Source organism: Blautia sp. BCRC 81119, assembly GCF_003184505.1.
GTDB classification, from domain to species: Bacteria; Bacillota; Clostridia; order Lachnospirales; family Lachnospiraceae; genus Blautia_A; species Blautia_A fusiformis.
Map to the genome: position 1 here is coordinate 156,643 of NZ_QJHD01000002.1, position 18,790 is coordinate 175,432.

General features: G+C 47.5%; 19 protein-coding genes. All 19 read left to right on the forward strand.

The features are described 5' to 3' along the window. Positions 1 to 11: 11 nt before the first annotated feature. The 19 genes from DMI82_RS01775 (at position 12) to DMI82_RS01860 (ending at position 18,721) form a co-directional block, all read left to right on the forward strand. Complete coding sequence (locus tag DMI82_RS01775; protein ID WP_110102267.1) at positions 12 to 755, forward strand: YebC/PmpR family DNA-binding transcriptional regulator; 744 nt, start codon at positions 12 to 14, stop codon at positions 753 to 755. A 68-nt stretch (positions 756 to 823) separates the two neighbouring features. After that, positions 824 to 1,537: a ClpP family protease gene (locus DMI82_RS01780; protein WP_022426789.1), complete on the forward strand. Its 714-nt coding sequence runs from the start codon at positions 824 to 826 to the stop codon at positions 1,535 to 1,537. Positions 1,538 to 1,702: 165 nt separating this feature from the next. Then, positions 1,703 to 2,590, forward strand: coding sequence for a sulfide/dihydroorotate dehydrogenase-like FAD/NAD-binding protein (locus DMI82_RS01785; protein WP_015524825.1), 888 nt, complete (start codon positions 1,703 to 1,705; stop codon positions 2,588 to 2,590). Next, positions 2,590 to 3,984, forward strand: a complete 1,395-nt coding sequence (gene gltA, locus DMI82_RS01790) for an NADPH-dependent glutamate synthase (RefSeq protein WP_021650554.1) — start codon at positions 2,590 to 2,592, stop codon at positions 3,982 to 3,984. Before DMI82_RS01785 ends, gltA begins: the two co-directional genes overlap by 1 nt. A gap of 179 nt (positions 3,985 to 4,163) precedes the next feature. Beyond that, the gene (locus tag DMI82_RS01795; protein WP_015524826.1) at positions 4,164 to 5,039 is read left to right on the forward strand and encodes an undecaprenyl-diphosphate phosphatase; all 876 of its coding nucleotides are present in this window, start codon (positions 4,164 to 4,166) and stop codon (positions 5,037 to 5,039) included. 23 nt (positions 5,040 to 5,062) lie between these two features. Further along, positions 5,063 to 7,810 (forward strand): FtsK/SpoIIIE family DNA translocase, encoded by a 2,748-nt coding sequence (locus DMI82_RS01800; RefSeq protein WP_110102269.1) that lies wholly within the window; start codon positions 5,063 to 5,065, stop codon positions 7,808 to 7,810. Continuing rightward, the gene (rlmH, locus tag DMI82_RS01805; protein ID WP_021650552.1) at positions 7,807 to 8,286 is read left to right on the forward strand and encodes a 23S rRNA (pseudouridine(1915)-N(3))-methyltransferase RlmH; all 480 of its coding nucleotides are present in this window, start codon (positions 7,807 to 7,809) and stop codon (positions 8,284 to 8,286) included. Before DMI82_RS01800 ends, rlmH begins: the two co-directional genes overlap by 4 nt. 115 nt (positions 8,287 to 8,401) lie before the next feature. Next, entirely contained in the window at positions 8,402 to 8,689 is a 288-nt protein-coding gene (gene groES, locus DMI82_RS01810) for a co-chaperone GroES (RefSeq protein WP_044960825.1), read from the forward strand. Further along, complete coding sequence (locus tag DMI82_RS01815; protein WP_022426787.1) at positions 8,689 to 9,183, forward strand: MATE family efflux transporter; 495 nt, start codon at positions 8,689 to 8,691, stop codon at positions 9,181 to 9,183. Before groES ends, DMI82_RS01815 begins: the two co-directional genes overlap by 1 nt. A gap of 29 nt (positions 9,184 to 9,212) precedes the next feature. Continuing rightward, positions 9,213 to 9,446 (forward strand): hypothetical protein, encoded by a 234-nt coding sequence (locus tag DMI82_RS20515; protein ID WP_330409182.1) that lies wholly within the window; start codon positions 9,213 to 9,215, stop codon positions 9,444 to 9,446. A gap of 222 nt (positions 9,447 to 9,668) precedes the next feature. After that, positions 9,669 to 11,240: an ABC transporter substrate-binding protein gene (locus DMI82_RS01820; protein ID WP_110102271.1), complete on the forward strand. Its 1,572-nt coding sequence runs from the start codon at positions 9,669 to 9,671 to the stop codon at positions 11,238 to 11,240. 99 nt (positions 11,241 to 11,339) lie between these two features. Continuing rightward, positions 11,340 to 12,290: an ABC transporter permease gene (locus DMI82_RS01825; protein WP_242981793.1), complete on the forward strand. Its 951-nt coding sequence runs from the start codon at positions 11,340 to 11,342 to the stop codon at positions 12,288 to 12,290. A gap of 13 nt (positions 12,291 to 12,303) precedes the next feature. After that, positions 12,304 to 13,137 (forward strand): ABC transporter permease, encoded by an 834-nt coding sequence (locus DMI82_RS01830; protein ID WP_021650546.1) that lies wholly within the window; start codon positions 12,304 to 12,306, stop codon positions 13,135 to 13,137. A gap of 15 nt (positions 13,138 to 13,152) precedes the next feature. Beyond that, positions 13,153 to 14,112 (forward strand): ABC transporter ATP-binding protein, encoded by a 960-nt coding sequence (locus DMI82_RS01835; RefSeq protein WP_110102274.1) that lies wholly within the window; start codon positions 13,153 to 13,155, stop codon positions 14,110 to 14,112. After that, entirely contained in the window at positions 14,109 to 15,086 is a 978-nt protein-coding gene (locus DMI82_RS01840) for an ABC transporter ATP-binding protein (protein ID WP_021650544.1), read from the forward strand. Before DMI82_RS01835 ends, DMI82_RS01840 begins: the two co-directional genes overlap by 4 nt. Before the next feature lie 77 nt (positions 15,087 to 15,163). Beyond that, positions 15,164 to 16,384 carry an L-cysteine desulfidase family protein gene (locus DMI82_RS01845; RefSeq protein ID WP_110102338.1) on the forward strand — a complete coding sequence of 407 codons (1,221 nt, stop codon included), beginning with the start codon at positions 15,164 to 15,166 and terminating at the stop codon, positions 16,382 to 16,384. 44 nt (positions 16,385 to 16,428) lie between these two features. Beyond that, on the forward strand, positions 16,429 to 17,220 hold the full coding sequence (locus tag DMI82_RS01850) for an NYN domain-containing protein (RefSeq protein ID WP_110102276.1): 792 nt from the start codon (positions 16,429 to 16,431) through the stop codon (positions 17,218 to 17,220). Further along, entirely contained in the window at positions 17,217 to 18,179 is a 963-nt protein-coding gene (locus DMI82_RS01855) for a tRNA dihydrouridine synthase (protein ID WP_110102278.1), read from the forward strand. The genes DMI82_RS01850 and DMI82_RS01855 overlap by 4 nt, the downstream gene beginning before the upstream one ends. Next, on the forward strand, positions 18,176 to 18,721 hold the full coding sequence (locus tag DMI82_RS01860) for a DUF2284 domain-containing protein (RefSeq protein WP_110102280.1): 546 nt from the start codon (positions 18,176 to 18,178) through the stop codon (positions 18,719 to 18,721). The genes DMI82_RS01855 and DMI82_RS01860 overlap by 4 nt, the downstream gene beginning before the upstream one ends. Positions 18,722 to 18,790: the final 69 nt, after the last annotated feature.

Below are 18,790 nucleotides of genomic sequence, written 5' to 3' on the forward strand. Positions count from 1 at the left end.
AGGAAGATACCATGTCAGGACATTCAAAATTTGCCAACATCAAACATAAGAAAGAGAAAAATGATGCCAAGAAGGGTAAGATCTTCACAGTCATCGGCCGTGAGATCGTTATGGCAGTAAAGGCCGGCGGCCCGGATCCTGCAAACAACAGCAAGCTTCGTGATGTCATCGCAAAAGCAAAAGCGAACAACATGCCGAACGATACGATTGATCGTGGAATCAAGAAGGCAGCAGGTGCGGATTCTGCAGACAGCTACGAGAAGGCTGTATATGAGGGATATGGTCCGAACGGTGTTGCTATTATCGTAGAGACTCTTACAGATAACAAGAACCGTACGGCAGGTAATGTACGTAACGCGTTTACCAAGGGTAACGGAAGCATCGGAACACAGGGATGCGTATCCTTTATGTTCGACCAGAAGGGCCAGATCATCATCGATAAGGAAGAGCTTGAGGATGAGTGCGGCGAGATGGATGCGGACGAGCTGATGATGACAGCTCTGGATGCAGGTGCTGAGGACTTCAACGAGGAAGAGGACAGCTTTGAGATCATCACAGCACCGGACGATTTCAGTGCTGTACGTGAGGCTCTTGAGAAAGCCGGGATCCCGTTTGTAGAAGCACAGATCGCCATGATCCCGCAGACCTATGTGGAGCTGACGGATGATCAGGCTATCAAAGATCTTCACAGAACACTGGATCTTCTTGATGATGACGACGACGTTACTGACGTATGGACAAACTGGGACGAATGATCTCTGAATAGAAAGTAATATTTTGCATATAATACCTCCAGAATTTCAGATTCCGGAGGTATTTTTTTATGGAAAAACAGAGCGAAGAGGGAAAACAGAAGGAACTGGACCGGGAAGCGAGCCAGAACGAACAGATCCGGGAAACCGGGCAGGCAGTGCTCGATGGAAATTCCCGGAAGCATAAAGTGGAGCTTCTGACGGTGATCGGGGAAATCGAAGGTCATGAATCCGCGCCGTCTCACAGCAAAACAACCAAGTATGAGCATGTACTGCCAAAGCTGGCTCTCATTGAGGACGATGAGGAGATCGAGGGGCTTCTGATCCTTTTAAATACGGTAGGAGGAGATGTGGAGGCAGGGCTTGCCATTGCGGAGATGATCGCGTCTCTGAGTATCCCTACGGTTTCCCTGGTGCTGGGCGGGGGACATTCCATAGGTGTACCCATGGCGGTATCAGCAGATTATTCCTTTATCGTGCCAAGTGCTACCATGGTGGTCCATCCGGTGCGCCAGAACGGAATGTTCATCGGCGTGGCGCAGTCCTACCGCAATATGGAAAAGATCCAGGACCGGATCATTGCCTTTGTATCCGGACATTCACATATCACGGCAGAACGGATGGAGGAGCTGATGCTGGATACCTCCCAGCTTGTAAAAGATGTGGGGACTATGCTGGAGGGTGAGGAAGCGGTAAAGGAAGGACTCATCGATGAAGTAGGAGGGATCCGGGAGGCACTGGACCGATTGTATACCCTTATCGAAAGGAAAAAAACACAGAAATAACCAGTTTTGTATGTGGCTTTTGATGATACTAGTTGCATAAGGCTAACATGGTTGCGCTGTGCTGTGGTAAAGAAATTTGACAGAAATTGTAAATCTACTCTTGTCATATGCTGATTTTTAGCGTATTATTAATAAAGGTTTATAATTTGCGCGAGGAGGAAGACCATGTATAAGGTTTTAAAAGCTGAAACGCTGGCAGCTAAGATCCATCTTATGGTTGTGCATGCACCACGTGTGGCAAGCCACTGTCTGCCAGGACAATTTATCATTGTGAAACTTGACGAAAAGGGAGAAAGGATCCCGCTTACCATCTGCGATTACGATCGCGAGGCCGGTACAGTTACCATCGTATTCCAGGAGATCGGAGCATCTACCATTAAGATGTCCGCACTGAAGGCGGGAGATTCATTCCGTGATTTCGTAGGACCTCTGGGATGTCCGTCTGAGTTCGTCCATGAGGATATCGAAGAACTTAAGAAGAAAAAAATGGTATTCGTAGCCGGTGGTGTCGGTACCGCACCTGTTTATCCGCAGGTTAAATGGCTCCATGAGCACGGCATCACAGCGGATGTTATCCTTGGTTCCAAGACTAAGGATATGGTTATCCTTGAGAAAGAGCTTGGCGCTGTTTCCAATCTTTATGTTACAACAGATGACGGTTCCTATGGCCGTTCCGGTATGGTAACAAAGACTCTTGAGGATCTTGTGACAAACGAGGGCAAGCATTATGACGTCTGTGTAGCGATCGGACCGATGATCATGATGAAATTTGTCTGTCTTCTTACCAAGAAGCTTGGTATCCACACAATTGTCAGCATGAACCCGATCATGGTTGACGGAACCGGTATGTGCGGCGCTTGTCGTCTCCAGGTCGGTGATGAGATCAAATTTGCCTGCGTAGACGGACCGGAGTTCGACGGACATCTCGTTGATTTCGATCAGGCTATGAAGAGAAGCCAGATGTATAAGACCCAGGAGGGCCGTGCATTACTGAAGCTTCAGGAAGGCGATACCCACCACGGTGGATGCGGACATTGCGGAGGTGACAACTAATGGCAGATGCAAAAATGTTAAAAAAAGTTCCTGTAAGAGAGCAGGATCCGAAGGTACGTGCGACAAACTTCGAGGAAGTATGTCTTGGATATAATCAGGAAGAAGCAATGGAAGAGGCACAGAGATGCCTTGGCTGTAAGAAACCGAAATGTGTAGAGGGATGTCCGGTATCCATCAATATTCCGGGATTTATCGAGCACATCAAAGAAGGCAACATGGAAGAGGCTTACAAGGTGATCGGTTTATCTTCCGCACTTCCGGCTATCTGTGGTCGTGTATGTCCGCAGGAATCCCAGTGTGAGGGACAGTGTATCCGCGGTAAGAAGGGTGAGGCTGTTTCTATCGGTAAGCTGGAGAGATTCGTTGCAGACTATGCTCTGGAGCATGATATCAAACCTGCAGGAGCAGAGGTTAAGAACGGACATAAGGTTGCAGTGATCGGTTCCGGTCCATCCGGACTTACCTGTGCAGGTGACCTTGCAAAGGCAGGATACGATGTAACTGTGTTCGAGGCTCTTCATGAGCTTGGCGGTGTTCTTGTTTACGGTATTCCGGAGTTCCGTCTTCCGAAGCAGAAGGTTGTTAAGAAAGAGATTGAGAAGGTCAAAGAGCTTGGCGTTAAATTCGAGACAAACGTTGTCATCGGTAAATCCACTACCATCGATCAGCTGATCGAGGATGAGGGATTTGAGGCTGTATTCATCGGTTCTGGTGCAGGACTTCCGATGTTCATGGGTATCCCGGGTGAGAATGCAAGCGGTGTATTCTCCGCAAACGAGTACCTGACAAGAAGCAACCTTATGAAAGCATTCGATGATTCCTATGATACACCGATCGCAGCAGGCAAAAAGGTTGCAGTTGTCGGCGGTGGTAACGTTGCCATGGATGCTGCAAGAACAGCGCTGAGACTTGGCGCTGAGGTACATATCGTATACAGAAGAAGTGAGGCAGAGCTTCCTGCACGAGCAGAGGAAGTTCATCACGCTAAGGAAGAGGGCATCATCTTTGATCTTCTTACAAATCCGAAGGAGATCCTCGTTGATGAGAACGGCCACGTAAACGGTATGAAGGTTGTCAAGATGGAGCTTGGTGAGCCGGATGCATCCGGAAGAAGACGTCCGGTAGAGATTCCTGGTTCCGAGTATGATATGGATGTAGATACTGTCATCATGTCTCTTGGTACTTCACCGAACCCTCTGATCTCTTCCACAACCAAGGGCCTTGACATCAACAAGAGAAGATGTATCGTTGCCGAGGAAGAAACCGGTAAGACATCCAAGGACGGCGTATATGCCGGTGGTGATGCCGTTACAGGTGCAGCTACCGTAATCCTTGCCATGGGTGCAGGTAAAGCTGGTGCAAAAGGTATCGACGAATATCTGAAAAATAAATAAGCAGAAAGTCTGTTTATAAACAGATCCTCCGACTGTGTTTTCTGATGCAGCCGGAGGATTTTTTTTCTTGCAGATCAAAAAAGAACATTTGTTTGAAACTTTTGCCAAGTGAAGATTGTAAGTTTTACTCAGTTATGCTATAATGTGTTGGAAAAAATTTAAGAAAAGGAAATATCATTATGTCAGTGATACATGCGATTATATTGGGAATCATTCAGGGAATCACCGAATTTCTGCCGGTGAGCAGCTTCGGACATCTCTGTGGAGTGCAGGATCTTTTGGGCGGTACCAGAGGCTCCGGTGTGCTTTTTGAAGTGATGCTCCATCTGGGAACTATGATAGCTCTGATCCTTGTTTTTCTGAAGGACATCAAGAAGATCGGGATCGAGCTGATCGGAATGATACTGGATCTGATCGGAAATGCCAATATTTTTCTCTATAACCGTAGGACTGGGAAAGAGCTTACCTACGCAAAGATCATAAGCGGAACTTACCGGAAGCTTACTGCCCTGATCATGGTATCTACTATTCCTACAGTCCTGATCGGATATCAGTGCAAACGACTTGTTGTGCGAAGCGCATCCTCACACATGTTTTCCGGGATCGGAATCCTTCTTACAGGTGTGATCCTCCTTGTTGTGGACTACAGTAATGTCAATGGCAGCAAGGGAACAAAAGAAACCAGCTTCGGAGATGCTATGTGGATGGGTATCTGCCAGGGCCTTTCTGTGTTTCCGGGCCTTTCCAGGCTTGGACTTACCATGAGCGCAGGACTTTTCTGCGGCCTCGGACGGAAGTTTGCAGTGAAATATTCGCTGCTGATGAGTATTCCGGCTGTGGTGGGAGCTTTTTTTGTGGAGATGGGAGAGTTCACTTCTGTTCATATGACTGTTGGCCAGGGATTTACTTATGTTCTTGGAATGATCGTGGCCGGGATCACAGGCTATCTGGTGATCCGTTTTATGCTTAAGCTTTCGAATCAGGTCAGACTGCGTTATTTTGCATTTTATTCTTTTGCAGCCGGAATCCTTATTCTGGCAGCGAATTATATTTGATATCAACTGGGAGGAGTCTGACAATGGCAGCTTCAAAAACGACAAAAAAAAGAAAAAGAAAACCTGCAGCGAAGCAGCAGCCTGTCGGTAACCGCTTTCAGACAGAGATCTTGATCCTTGTGATGTTTGCGGCCTGCCTGATCCTGATGATCAGTGCATTTGGTATGGGAGGGATCGTAGGAAATGCCATCAGTGCCGTATGCTTTGGCATCATGGGACTTTGTGCATATATTTTCCCGATCCTGCTTTTTGCCGGAGTTACGTTCCTGATCGTGAACAATACCAACCGCCTTGCCTACAAAAAGGTACTGGCGGGCGTGGTATTTTTTGTGTTCCTCTGCGGCTTTCTTCAGCTGATCACAGAGGGCTATACGCCAAGTACCACGTTTTCGGATTATTATTCACTGAGTTCGGAATACCGTACCGGCGGTGGAGTATTCGGTGGTGCAGTATGTATTTCCACAGCATCCGCTTTTGGCGTTGTGGGCGGAACTGTGATCATCGTTCTGGTGCTTCTTGTGTCTCTCATCATCATAACACAGAGATCCTTCTTCGGATTTATGAATAAGATCTTGGACTTTTTTACAGATGCAGCAAGAGAGGGCAGAGAAGCTTATCTTGAGGGACAGCCGGACAGAGAAAAGCAGAAGGAGCTTCGCAGAAAGATCCGTGCGGAAAAAAGAGCGGAGAAGATCCGCCGGCTGGAAGAAGAGCTGGAGGAAGAAGAACTTGCCCTTACAGAGAAAGATCCGGAAAATATCTCAAAAAAACAAAAGAAAAAAACAAGAAGATCGCAGAAGGAAAGACAGGCTGCGGTGAAGGCGAACCGGGAAGGAGAATTTAATCTTCCTTCTTTCCTTGATGAACAAAAGGCTGTACTTCCGGCAGATACAGATCTGACAGAAGAGGATCCAGGGCTTGATGAGAAACCGGAGGAGCATGCTCAGCCGCTGGAATTCCAGATCCACCGTTCACAGTCCCAGCCGACCCGGGAAGAGTCGGAGGAGCCGGATTTCGAAAGAGAAATGCAGGAAGCCGAAGAGGAGGATGCTTATGCCGGCTACGAGGATGTGGATATTCCCGAGATGCAGCAGATCCTGCCGTCAAAAACTGAGACAGCAGTAAAAGCTTCCCGGGAAACAGGAAAGGCAGCCGTTCCCGCTGAGATAAAGGAGGATCCTCAGCCGGAAGCTGAACAGAAGGCATCCCATCAGCCCTCCAGAAACCCGAAGTCATCTCAGACAGAGATCGAGCATGGAATCAGAAATATCCAGCATGAGATCAGCCAGGGAGAAGCTCCGGAGAAGAAACCATATCAGTATCCGCCGCTGAAGCTTCTGAAGCGTGGAGATGGCAGATCTCAGGGAGATTCCGATGCACATCTGCGCAAAACAGCGCAGAAGCTTCAGGAAACCCTGCATAATTTCGGCGTCAATGTAACCGTTACCAATGTGAGCTGCGGACCTACCGTTACCCGCTATGAGCTGCAGCCGGAAATGGGTGTGAAGGTCAGCAAGATCGTTGGTCTTTCCGATGATATCAAGCTGAATCTTGCTACACCGGATATCCGCATCGAAGCACCGATACCGGGAAAGGCAGCCGTGGGGATCGAGGTTCCGAACAAGGAGAACAGCCCGGTCATGCTGCGGGATCTTCTTCAGTCAGAGGAGTTTAAAAATGCAAAATCCAAGCTGTCCTTTGCAGCAGGTAAGGATATTGCCGGAAAACCGGTAGTGGCAGATATTGCCAAGATGCCGCATCTTCTTATCGCCGGAGCAACCGGCTCCGGAAAATCTGTCTGCATCAATACGCTGATCATCAGCATCCTTTATAAGGCTACACCGGATGAGGTGCGTCTGATCATGATCGATCCGAAGGTGGTGGAGCTCAGTGTATATAACGGGATCCCGCACCTGTTCATTCCGGTGGTCACAGATCCGAAGAAAGCGGCCGGTGCGCTGAACTGGGCTGTTTCCGAGATGACCAGTCGTTACAATGCCTTTGCGGAATATGGGGTACGTAATCTTGGAGAATATAACAAAAAGGTTGCTAATATGCGGGTCCCGGAGGGAGAAAAGGCACCTGAGAAGATGCCGCAGATCGTGATCATCGTGGACGAGCTTGCGGATCTTATGATGGTTGCGCCGGGGGAAGTTGAGGATGCGATCTGCCGTCTGGCCCAGCTGGCACGTGCAGCAGGTATCCATCTGATCATTGCTACTCAGAGGCCATCGGTCAATGTCATCACAGGTCTGATCAAGGCCAATATGCCGTCCAGGATCGCATTTTCCGTATCCTCCGGTGTGGATTCCAGGACGATCCTGGATATGAACGGTGCCGAGAAGCTTCTTGGCAAGGGCGATATGCTGTTTTATCCTCAGGGATATCAGAAGCCGGCCAGACTGCAGGGCGCTTTTGTTTCCGATGAGGAGGTCAGTGCAGTCGTAGAATATGTTTCTGACAAAAATCAGGGTGCTGTTTATGATACCTCCATCGAGAAGCAGGTCAATACAGCCGGTGTCCCGGGAGGAGCCGGCGGCGGTGACAGAGATGTCTATTTTACAGAAGCCGGTAAATTTATCATTGAGAAGGAAAAGGCCTCCATCGGTATGCTCCAGCGTATGTTCAAGATCGGATTTAACCGTGCGGCAAGGATCATGGATCAGCTTTGTGACGCAGGAGTGGTAGGTCCGGAGGAAGGAACCAAGCCAAGGAAGGTTTTGATGTCAGCAGAAGAATTTGAGAATTATCTGGAGGAGAACGGCGGATGAAAATAAGTATCCTGACAGTAGGGAAGATCAAGGAAAAATATCTGCGGGATGCCATTGCGGAGTATTCCAAGCGCCTCGGGCGTTACTGCAAGCTGGAGATCATAGAAGTGTCCGACGAAAAAACACCGGATAATGCCAGCGAAACAGTAGAAGATGCCATTCGGAACAAGGAAGGGGAGCGTCTTCTTAAATATATCCGGGATGATGCGTTTGTGATCACTCTGGAGATCGGAGGCGAACAGCTGACCTCTGAGAACTTCGCACGGAAGATCAACGAGCTGGGAATACGTGGGACCAGCCATATCCAGTTTGTGATCGGCGGCTCTATCGGTCTTGGAAAAGAAGTACTGAAGAGATCAGACTATGCTTTAAGCTTTTCGAAGATGACATTTCCTCATCAGCTGATGCGTGTGATCCTTCTGGAACAGATCTACCGCAGTTATCGTATCATCAGCGGAGAGCCCTATCATAAATAATATCATACTACATATCTGCAAATATCTTGACAATTTTCGGATATGTAGTATGATAAAAAAAGAGTAGCACTCAAAGCTCAAGAGTGCTAATAATCACAGAAAGAAGGAAATGAATATGGCATTAAAACCAGTTGCAGACAGAGTTATCGTAAAATATTTTGAGACAGAAGACAAAACCGCATCCGGCATCGTACTTCCGGACAGCTCCAAGGAGAAAACCCAGCAGGCAGAGGTTATCGCAGTAGGTGGCGGTAAGGTCGTAGACGGTAAAGAAGTACCGGTACAGGTAAAGCCGGGCGACCGTGTGATCTACGGAAAATACACAGGAACCGAGATCAAATATGAGGGTGAGAAATATCTGGTGATCAACGCAGATGATATCATTGCTATCGTAAAAGACTGATGAAGAATTTTTATCGTAATTTTCTGAAATTATGCTCCATGCTGGTGTTGCAGAATGTAGTGACCTTAAGTGTCAATCTTGCTGACAACATTATGCTTGGAGCCTTCAGCGAAACTGCATTATCCGGTGTGACTACCGTAAACCAGGTACAGTTCGTCTTTCAGCAGCTGCTTATGGCTCTGGGAGACGGACTTGTCATATTCGGAAGTCAGTACTGGGGAAAGAAAGAGACAGAGCCGGTAAGGAAGATCGGTGCCTGGGCCATGCGCACAGGCTTTTTTATTGCCCTTGTGCTGTTTATCCTGGCCAGTCTTTTTCCAACACAGCTGCTGGGGCTTTTTACAACAGACCAGGCGATTATTGAAGCCGGTCTTTCCTATCTGGCGATCATCCGGTTTACTTACTTTTTCTTTGCAGTGACGCAGATCCTGCTTGCTACACTGCGCTGTGTGGAAATTGCAGGGGTTGCCTTCGGGCTTTCGGTAATGACTTAAGTGTAGTAATGGTAGGAATGTCCTATCAGATGCCGACAAACGGTGGTATCATCCGGGGAAGCGGAAGCATCGCTTATTCCATGAAGGTGGACCTGATCAGTACCTGGGGGATCGTGATCCTTCTGTCCATGTTTATGGCATTTGTGGTTAAGGCATCTCCGGCAGTGGTGGTATGCTGCCTGAATGCAGATCAGATCTTTAAATGCGTGCCTGCATTTTTGAAGTGCAATTACGGACACTGGATCAAAAATATGACGAATTAAGGAAATATATATATAGCAGAGGCAAGATACAGAAAATTTATCTTGACGCCTGTGTGATCTGTATGTAGAATAAATACAAGCTTTAACGAAATGCAGTAAAAAAATCTCTGAAGAGCCAGGGACAGCTTGACAAAGGTAATATGGTATAGTATTATTTTACCTATATCATATTAAACTGGTGGGAAAAGAGGAATACTCACTGAAACACAGGAGGAACAGGAAATGAGAAAAAAAGTACTGGCAGCGCTTCTGGCAGCTGCAGTGGCAGGAACAACTGTTATGTCAGGAATGACTGCTTTTGCAGCAGAAACAGAAGGAACCAAAGCGGAAGGCGGAAATATTACCATTGCAGAAACAGCAGATCCGCAGAACATCAATCCGCTTTATGTTGTGGATCAGACAAGCTTCGATATGATGCAGGCACTGTACAGCCCGTTTTTTGAGATCGTGAACGGAGAGATGTATTACGGAAACGGACTTTGCGAAAGTGTAACAGTCAATGATGATGCCAGCGAATTCACACTGAAGCTCAAAGACGGACTGAAATGGCATGACGGTCAGCCGATCACAGCCGATGATGTGGTATTCACCATGCAGGTGCTGGTAGATGAGAAGCAGAATGTTCCGTATTCTTCTTACGGATACGTTAATGACAAGGCAGTAGAGGCAGAGAAGGTTGATGACCTTACAGTCAAGATTTCCCTTGGATCATCTTCCGCAGGATTTCTTGGCGGACTGAGCCAGGTTTACTGTATTCCGAAGCATATTTATGACGGCGTGGAGAATATCGGAGAAAGTGATCTCAACAATGAACCGGTGGGAAGTGGTCCTTTTAAGTTCGAGGAATACAAATCCGGAGAGTATTATAAGGTAACAAAATTCGATGACTATTTTGATGATGTAAATCTGGATTCCATCACCTTCAAGATCGTAAAGGATTCCAGCTCCGCCAATGCGGCACTTGCAAGCGGAGATCTGGATGCACGTTTGATCAGCGCAGATGATTACGATACCGTCAGTGCTTACGATAACGTAAACATCAATACCTATAATTCCGGACGTGTCAACGCCATGTTCATGAATGAGCTGAACGAAGATCTTCAGGATGTAAAGGTACGTCAGGCGATCGCATACGCACTGAATAAAGAGGAGTTCTGTCAGTTTGCTTTCCTTTCCGAGGATTATGCAGAGCCTGCAGATTCTATTTTTACACCGGATACACTCTACTATACAAAACCGGACAATACCTACGACAATGATCCGGCTAAAGCACAGGAGCTCCTTTCCGAAGCAGGAAAGACAAGTCTTTCTCTGAACCTGATGTATATCTCCACAGATAAGACAATGGAGAGTGAGGCTCTGTATGTACAGTCTGCCCTTGCCAATGTAGGAATCACCATCAATCTTCTTCCTACAGATGAGTCTACCTTCAAGAATAAGACAAAGGATACGGAGTGCACAGATTATGATCTGGTACTGAGCTTCTACACTCTGGGAGAAGAGCCGAGCCTTTATGCAGACATGAGTTCTTCCGTCAGCCGTTCCAACTATTCCAGGATCAAGGATACAGATCTGGATGCATTGTGGGAAGAGGGCAACAGCACTGCAGATGAGACAAAACGTGGCGAGATTTATAAGGAGATCCAGAATACGATCAATGATAACATGTATATCTATCCGATCGCTTATTCCAATGGTTTCTATGCGGTAAGTAAAGATTTCGGAGGCTTTGATGAATGTCTGTTAAAAACTATTTATTATGATTATTCCAAGATCTACACATTGGAGAAATAAATAATTTTATAGCGGATGAATACCGGAAACAGAAAGAGGCTGACGCGTTTTTTGCGCCAGCCGATTTCCTGTTTTCGGGGAAAATAAAGGAGGTACATTTTGAAGAAGATCGTAAACCGACTGATACAGTGTATTCTGACACTGTTTATTGTCTCTGTTCTCTGCTTTGCACTGACAAAAGCAGCGCCCGGAGATCCTGTTCTGACTTATGTGGAACCAAATATGAGTGAAGAATATATCCAGAACCTGAGGGAAAGCCTGGGACTTACAAAGCCTGTCTATGAGCAGTACTTTCTGTGGCTGGGAAGGATCCTTCACGGGAATTTCGGAAATTCTCTGATGAATAACCGTCCGGTCCTGACACAGATGCTGGAGAGGCTTCCCGCAACCGTGATCCTCATGGGAACCAGCATGCTGCTTGGTTTTCTCATTGCCATTGTACTGGGCCTGTATTCCGGAAAGAATAAGAATGGTGTTCTGGACAAGATTACCAGTATGTTTTGTTATGTAGGTATCTCCATTCCTACTTTCTGGTTCGGTATCATGCTGATCTATCTCCTCAGTGTGCATTTACATATCCTGCCAAGTATCGGTATGCATTCAGACGGCAACCGTTCCTTTGGAGATCTGATCCTGCATATGGTCATGCCTTGTGCAGTTCTGACCTTTGCAAATGCGTCACAGTACATCCGGTATTTAAGAAGCAGTACCATTACGGAAATGTCCTCCGATTATGTTATGGTGCAGAAGGCTTATGGAATGAAAGAGTCTGGAATCCTTTTCCGGCATGTACTGAAAAATGCCATGCTTCCTATGATCACAGTTCTCGGAATGAGCCTGCAGTCCCTGGTATCCGGTGCCATTATCACCGAGCAGGTTTTTGCATGGCCGGGAATCGGTCAGCTGGCAGTTACTGCCGTCATGCAGTATGATTATCCCCTGATCATGGGAATTACCATGTTCACCGCGCTTCTTGTGGTGCTCGGAAATCTTCTGGCAGATATTCTGTATGCTGTCTTTGATCCGAGGATCCGGAAAGCAGGATGTTAGGAGGTGAAGGAACATGAGAGAAAATATCTGGAAAAATATCAAACTTGGTTTTAAGACAAATAAACTTGCAGTGGTAGGTGCAGCAGCTATCATCCTTTTGGCACTGATCTCCATTTTTGCCTTTCTGTACCCGGTAGATCCCAATGCCATCAGCGCCACAGAGAGACTGAATGCTCCTTCCATGGCGCATCTTTTCGGTACGGATGATATGGGACGGGATTATCTGGCTCGCTGTATTTACGGAGGAAGAGCATCACTTCTGGTGGGCTTCCTTTCCATGGTGCTTTCTACAGCCCTTGGCGTGATCATCGGTTCCATCAGCGGTTTTGTGGGAGGAACGGTGGATGCGGTGCTGATGCGTCTGGTGGATGCATTGATGAGCCTTCCGACATTCCTGATCATGATCGTTATGAATGCCTTCCTGAAACCGGGACTTCAGAACATTGTCCTGATCATCGGCTTTCTGACCTGGATGAACATTGCCAGGATCGTCCGTGGCGAGACTATTTCCCTGAACGAGAGAGAGTATGTCATCTATGCAAAGATCTCCGGACAGAAGAAATTCTCCACCATTGTACACCATATCCTGCCTAACATCATGCCTACCATTATCGTGGCTGCAACCATGAACATTGCCAATGCCATCCTGATGGAATCTGCACTGAGCTTTTTCGGCCTGGGTATCCAACCGCCTACGGCTTCCTGGGGAAGTATGCTGAGCAATGCACAGCGCTATATCCAGCAGGCACCGTATCTGGCTATTTTCCCCGGAATCCTGATCCTGATCACTGTCGTCAGCTTCAATTATCTGGGAGAAGTATTAAGAAAAGTATTCGAGCCCAAGTAAGGAGGACATTTACATATGGAAAAATTACTGGAAGTAAAAGATCTGAAGGTGTCTTTCTTTACAGACCTTGGAGAGACACAGGCAGTAAAAGGTGCTGGCTTTGCCATCGGTGAGGGGGATTTTTTCGGGATCGTAGGAGAGTCCGGAAGCGGAAAAAGTGTGACCACCAAATCCATTCTCCGTCTCGGACCATCCAACTGTAAGATCATGGGCGGTGAGATCCTGTTCCGGGGAGAAGATATCCTGAAGAAAAATGAAGCAGAGCTCCGTGAGATCCGCGGTGGTGAGATCGCCATGATCTTTCAGGATTCGCTTTCCGCACTGAATCCGGTTTACACTGTTGGCAATAAGATGGTAGAGCTGATCCGACGCCATACCAACATGAACAAAAAAGAAGCAAAGGCCCGGGTACTGGAGCTTCTCACAGCCGTAGGCATCACAGACCCGGAAAAGGCTATGAACAGCTATCCCCACGAGCTTTCCGGCGGTATGCGCCAGCGTGTGATGATCGCCATGGCCATGAGCAGTGATCCGAAGGTCCTGATCGCCGATGAGCCGACCACAGCTCTGGACGTTACGATCCAGGCGCAGATCCTTCATCTTCTTCTGGAGCTTCAGAAAAAGAACAGTATGAGCATCATCCTGATCACCCACGATCTGGGCGTCGTGGCGCAGACCTGCAAACGGGTAGCTGTTATGTGTGGTGGCTACGTGGTGGAAGAGGGAACCGTAGAAGAAATCTTTCTTCATCCGGGACATCCCTATACACAGGCACTGATCGCAAGCATGCCGCGTGTGGGAGGTACTTTTGAACAGTTTCTGGAGAGAGATCTTTCGGACGGAAACGGTGATCTGTGTCCCTTCCTCAATCGCTGTAAATATGCGGACAAAACGTGTGAAGCCTGTCTTCCGAAATATTATGAGGCTTCAGAGGGACACAGGATATTCTGTCACAGAAGGGAGGAGAAGAGATGAGCAAGCCCTTAATTGAAGTAAAAGATCTGAAAGTATATTTTAAACAGAAATCTCCGAAGCTTCTGTCCTTTAAGCCGGGCATACTGAAGGCTGTGGATCAGGTAAGCTTTTCTATTGAAAAGGGAAAAACCTTCGGTCTGGTAGGAGAATCCGGAAGCGGAAAATCTACCATCGGAAAGGCAATCCTACGTTATCATAAACCCACAGGCGGTGAGATTTTTTATGAAGGAACAGAGATCGGAGCCATGGGGGAAAAAGAACTGCTTCCATACCGCAAAAAAATGCAGTCCGTTTTTCAGGATCCCTATTCCTCTCTGGACCCAAGCCATACAGTGCAGGATATCATCTGTGAGCCTATGGCGATCCATAAAATGTACACGCAGAAAGAACGCAAAGAGCGTGCAAAAGAACTGATCCGCGTGGTTGGTCTCAAAGAGCAGGATCTTCTGAAGTATCCTCATGAGTTCTCCGGCGGACAGCGTCAGAGGATTTCCATTGCAAGAGCACTTTCCGTACAGCCGGAATTTGTAGTCTGCGATGAGCCCATTTCTGCGCTGGATGTTTCCCTGCAGGCCCAGATCGTTCAGATGCTTCAGGATCTTCAGGAAAAATACGGGCTGACCTATCTGTTCATCAGTCATCAGCTGCAGGTGGTCCAGAAGATCTGTGATGAGATCGGGGTGCTTTATCTTGGAAATCTCATGGAGATCGCAGATGCAGATAAGCTCTATTCCAATCCGCTGCATCCTTATACAAAAATGCTGATCTCCTCGATTCCGGTTCCGGACCCGAGAGTCAAAACTCTGGATCAGATCGTTACGGATACCGGAGTACAGTCCAGATCTATCGGGGGCTGCCGCTTCCATAACCGCTGTCCGTGGTGTGAGGAACGCTGCAGACAGGAAACCCCGGCACTTCGTCAGGTGGAGCCGGGACATATGGTAGCATGTCATAAATATCAGGAAAAGAAATAATCATAAAATACGGGAAGGTAAATAAAAAAGTGGACATAAATATATATAAAAACTATCTGGCGATCCTCCGTGAGGAGATGATCCCGGCTATGGGATGTACAGAACCTATTGCCCTGGCCTATGGTGCGGCAAGAGCAAGAGAGATCCTTGGAAAAGAGCCGGAGCGTATCGTGGCAAAATGTTCCGGAAATATCATCAAAAATGTGCGTTGTGTGATCATCCCCAATTCCGGGGGATTAAAGGGAATTCCGGCAGGTGTGATCCTTGGGGCGGTAGCAGGAGATGCTTCTCTGGATATGGAGGTTCTTTCCAAAGTCGATGAAAAGGGCAGGGCACGCTGCCGGGAACTTCTGGAGGCAGATATCTGTAAGGTAGAGCTTCTGGATACGCCGGTGGTCCTTCACATTATCATCGAAATGTATGCCGGTGAAGATACCGTCAGCCTGGAGATCAAATACGACCATATCAACGTGACCAGGATCAGCAAAAACGGGGAAATCCTCCTTGATGCAGACAAAGCTGTGGAAGAAAAAGAAGAGACGGACCGCGGCCTGTTAAATCTGGAGGATATCCGGGAATTTGCGGATACCGTAGAGCTTTCCGATGTAAGGGAACTTCTGGATGCGCAGATCAGAAGCAATATGGCCATTGCTCATGAGGGTATGACCGGAAAATACGGCCTGGGTATCGGGCGCGTGATCCGTGAAAATTATTCTCATGATATGCTTACCAGAATGAGAAGTCTTACTGCAGCAGCTTCTGAGGCACGTATGGGTGGCTGTGATATGCCGGTTGTCATCAATTCCGGAAGCGGAAATCAGGGAATTGCATGCTCTGTTCCGCTGATCGTCTATGCAAGAGAGATGGAGCTGCCGGATTACAGCCTCTACAGGGCCCTGGTGTTTTCCAATCTCCTCACAGTCTATCAGAAGCAATATATAGGGAAGCTGTCTGCCTTCTGCGGGGCGGTATCGGCCTCCTGTGCAGCCGGAGCTGCCATTACCTATATGGTAGGCGGAGATATTTCCCTGATCAAAAAAACGATCGAGAATACCCTTGCCAATATTCCGGGAATCATCTGTGATGGGGCCAAGATCTCCTGTGCTGCCAAGATCGCAGCCTGTCTTGACGCAGCCTTCCTGGCGCATCATCTTGCCATGAACGGGCAGTCTTATGCGCCTTATACAGGAATTCTCCAGGAAGAAACCGCAGAGACCATCAGCTGTGTGGGACAGATCGGAAAAGACGGCATGAAGGAAACAGACAGAGAGATCCTCAAGATCATGCTGGAGCATTGATCCGCATCGGAGATGGCACAGATTAAACAGAAAAGGTTGGATTTATGGACAACGAATTAAGAATTGCAATACTGATCGATGCAGATAATGTATCAGACAAATACATCAAGATCATCGTGGATGAAGTGGCAAACATCGGCATAGCCACCTACAAACGGATCTATGGAGACTGGACCAGTGCACGGCTTTCCTCCTGGAAAAAGGTTCTTCTGGAAGATTCCATCATTCCTATCCAGCAGTACAGCTATACCACCGGAAAAAACGCCACCGATTCGGCGATGATCATTGATGCCATGGATATTTTGTATTCCGGAAATGTGGATGGATATTGCATTGTTTCTTCGGACAGTGATTTCACCCGTCTGGCAGCAAGGCTCCGGGAATCCGGAATGCTGGTCCTGGGTATGGGTGAGGAGAAGACGCCGAAGCCGTTTATTTCCGCATGCAACCAGTTTAAATATCTGGATCTTCTCTACCGCAACCAGCAGGAGGAAGAGAAGAAGGAAGATATGGCTACTGCAGCAGAAGCTAAAAAATCCGGAAACAGCAGCAAACAGAGCAGCTCTGGCTCCAGGAAGAACAAAGACCTCAAGCGGGTACGCAAAGCCATTAATGCTATCATCGAGAAATTTTCCGACGAAGAGGGATGGCTTTCCTCCGGACAGCTGGGCGACCAGCTTGGGAAACGACTTCCGGATTTTGATGTGCGTAATTACGGATATTCCAAGTTGACCCCCTTTATCAAATCTCTGGGAAATTATGAAACAGGCAGGATCCCCACGGGAAGCGGAGGGAGAAAGCAGATCTATTTCCGCATGAAGGAGGATAAACAATGAAGAATTATCTGGCACCTATGGAGGGCGTAACCAACTGGGTCTATCGGAATGCATATCATGACTATTTTTATCCCATGGATAAATACTTTACTCCCTTCATCACTGCCAAGCCCAATAAACGTCTCAGCAGCAAGGAGATCAAAGAGGTATCACCGGAAACCAACGGAGATCTTCCGGTGATTCCCCAGATCCTGACCAACAATGCGGAGGATTTTGTGAAAACAGCGCATATCTTTCGGGATGAATACGGACACAGGGAAGTAAATCTCAATCTGGGATGCCCCTCGGGAACTGTCACAGCCAAGGGAAAGGGTGCCGGTTTCCTGGGCGAGCCGGATAAGCTGGAACGTTTTCTGGATGAGATCTTCGAAAAGACCGGGATGGAGATCTCCATAAAAACGAGAGTGGGAACGGATTATGAGGAAGACTGGGAACGGCTTCTTGAGATCTACGGCAGATATCCGCTGAAGGAGCTGATCATCCATCCACGCCTTCTGAAGGATCATTATAAGGGGATTCCCAGATATGGACTGTATGAGGAGGCAAGGGAAAAGCTGAAGGTTCCTCTGGGATATAACGGGGATATTTTTTCAGTGGAGGCTTATCAGGAAATCCGGGAGAAATTTCCGGATGCAGACAGCGTCATGTACGGAAGAGGCCTGATCGCAAGGCCCTATCTTCTGGATGCCATTATGCAAAAAGAAGACGGAGAGGATCACCGGGAAGAATACCGGAAAAAGCTGCGGCAGTTTCATGACCGTCTTTACCGGGATTATCAGGAACATCTTTCAGGAGAACGAAATGTACTTTTCCGCATGAAGGAATTGTGGAGTTATATGGCACCGGGCTTTACCAATTATGCCAGATATCTGAAAAAGATCAAAAAATCCCAGCATTTTGGTGACTATGAGGCAGCAGTTATGAGCCTTTTTGGAGAACAGGAGATCTTAAAGGTATGAACAGTATAAAAGAAAAATTTGATGAATTTATTTCCCAGTATCCCATTTTTGAGTATCGTGTGCTGGATACAGGGGATATTAAAGTACAGTCACGTGTGCGTACGATCTGTAAACAGGAATGTGAACGTTATGGGAGCACATGGGCCTGTCCTCCGGCAGTGGGAGAGCTGTCAGAATGCGAAAAGAAGATCCGGAGCTATCCGAGAGCAGTTTTCTTTTCCAGCGTTGCGGAGGTATCGGATATCATGAACATGAAGGAGATGCTTTCCACAAGAATGGAACACGAAGCGCTTACAGAGAAGGTACGTGATTTTCTGGAGGGAGAGGGCTACGAGACCTTTACACTTTCCACGGAATCCTGTGACTTCTGTGAACACTGTGCCTATCTGGACGGAAAACCATGCCGTTTTCCGGAGCATATGCATCCATGTCTGGAAAGCTATGGCGTGGTTGTCAGTGAGATCGTAGAAAAGGAAGCTATGGAATACAATCTGGGTGGAAATACCATCCTATGGTTTTCCATGGTGCTGATCCGCAGATAAAAGACAAAAAGCAGATGCAGCGAAAGATACATAAGAAGAAATCCTCCGGCATAGATTAATGATAAAAGC

Bases quoted from the DNA above. Each gene is read 5' to 3' on its own strand.
- DMI82_RS01795 (WP_015524826.1), top strand. From the start codon at position 4,164: ATGTCAGTGATACATGCGATTATATTGGGAATCATTCAGGGAATCACC.
- DMI82_RS01820 (WP_110102271.1), top strand. From the start codon at position 9,669: ATGAGAAAAAAAGTACTGGCAGCGCTTCTGGCAGCTGCAGTGGCAGGA.
- DMI82_RS01855 (WP_110102278.1), top strand. From the start codon at position 17,217: ATGAAGAATTATCTGGCACCTATGGAGGGCGTAACCAACTGGGTCTAT.
- DMI82_RS01835 (WP_110102274.1), top strand. From the start codon at position 13,153: ATGGAAAAATTACTGGAAGTAAAAGATCTGAAGGTGTCTTTCTTTACA.
- DMI82_RS01830 (WP_021650546.1), top strand. From the start codon at position 12,304: ATGAGAGAAAATATCTGGAAAAATATCAAACTTGGTTTTAAGACAAAT.
- rlmH (WP_021650552.1), top strand. From the start codon at position 7,807: ATGAAAATAAGTATCCTGACAGTAGGGAAGATCAAGGAAAAATATCTG.
- DMI82_RS20515 (WP_330409182.1), top strand. From the start codon at position 9,213: ATGCCGACAAACGGTGGTATCATCCGGGGAAGCGGAAGCATCGCTTAT.
- DMI82_RS01800 (WP_110102269.1), top strand. From the start codon at position 5,063: ATGGCAGCTTCAAAAACGACAAAAAAAAGAAAAAGAAAACCTGCAGCG.
- DMI82_RS01840 (WP_021650544.1), top strand. From the start codon at position 14,109: ATGAGCAAGCCCTTAATTGAAGTAAAAGATCTGAAAGTATATTTTAAA.
- gltA (WP_021650554.1), top strand. From the start codon at position 2,590: ATGGCAGATGCAAAAATGTTAAAAAAAGTTCCTGTAAGAGAGCAGGAT.
- DMI82_RS01775 (WP_110102267.1), top strand. From the start codon at position 12: ATGTCAGGACATTCAAAATTTGCCAACATCAAACATAAGAAAGAGAAA.
- DMI82_RS01845 (WP_110102338.1), top strand. From the start codon at position 15,164: ATGATCCCGGCTATGGGATGTACAGAACCTATTGCCCTGGCCTATGGT.
- DMI82_RS01850 (WP_110102276.1), top strand. From the start codon at position 16,429: ATGGACAACGAATTAAGAATTGCAATACTGATCGATGCAGATAATGTA.
- DMI82_RS01785 (WP_015524825.1), top strand. From the start codon at position 1,703: ATGTATAAGGTTTTAAAAGCTGAAACGCTGGCAGCTAAGATCCATCTT.
- DMI82_RS01860 (WP_110102280.1), top strand. From the start codon at position 18,176: ATGAACAGTATAAAAGAAAAATTTGATGAATTTATTTCCCAGTATCCC.
- DMI82_RS01780 (WP_022426789.1), top strand. From the start codon at position 824: ATGGAAAAACAGAGCGAAGAGGGAAAACAGAAGGAACTGGACCGGGAA.
- groES (WP_044960825.1), top strand. From the start codon at position 8,402: ATGGCATTAAAACCAGTTGCAGACAGAGTTATCGTAAAATATTTTGAG.
- DMI82_RS01815 (WP_022426787.1), top strand. From the start codon at position 8,689: ATGAAGAATTTTTATCGTAATTTTCTGAAATTATGCTCCATGCTGGTG.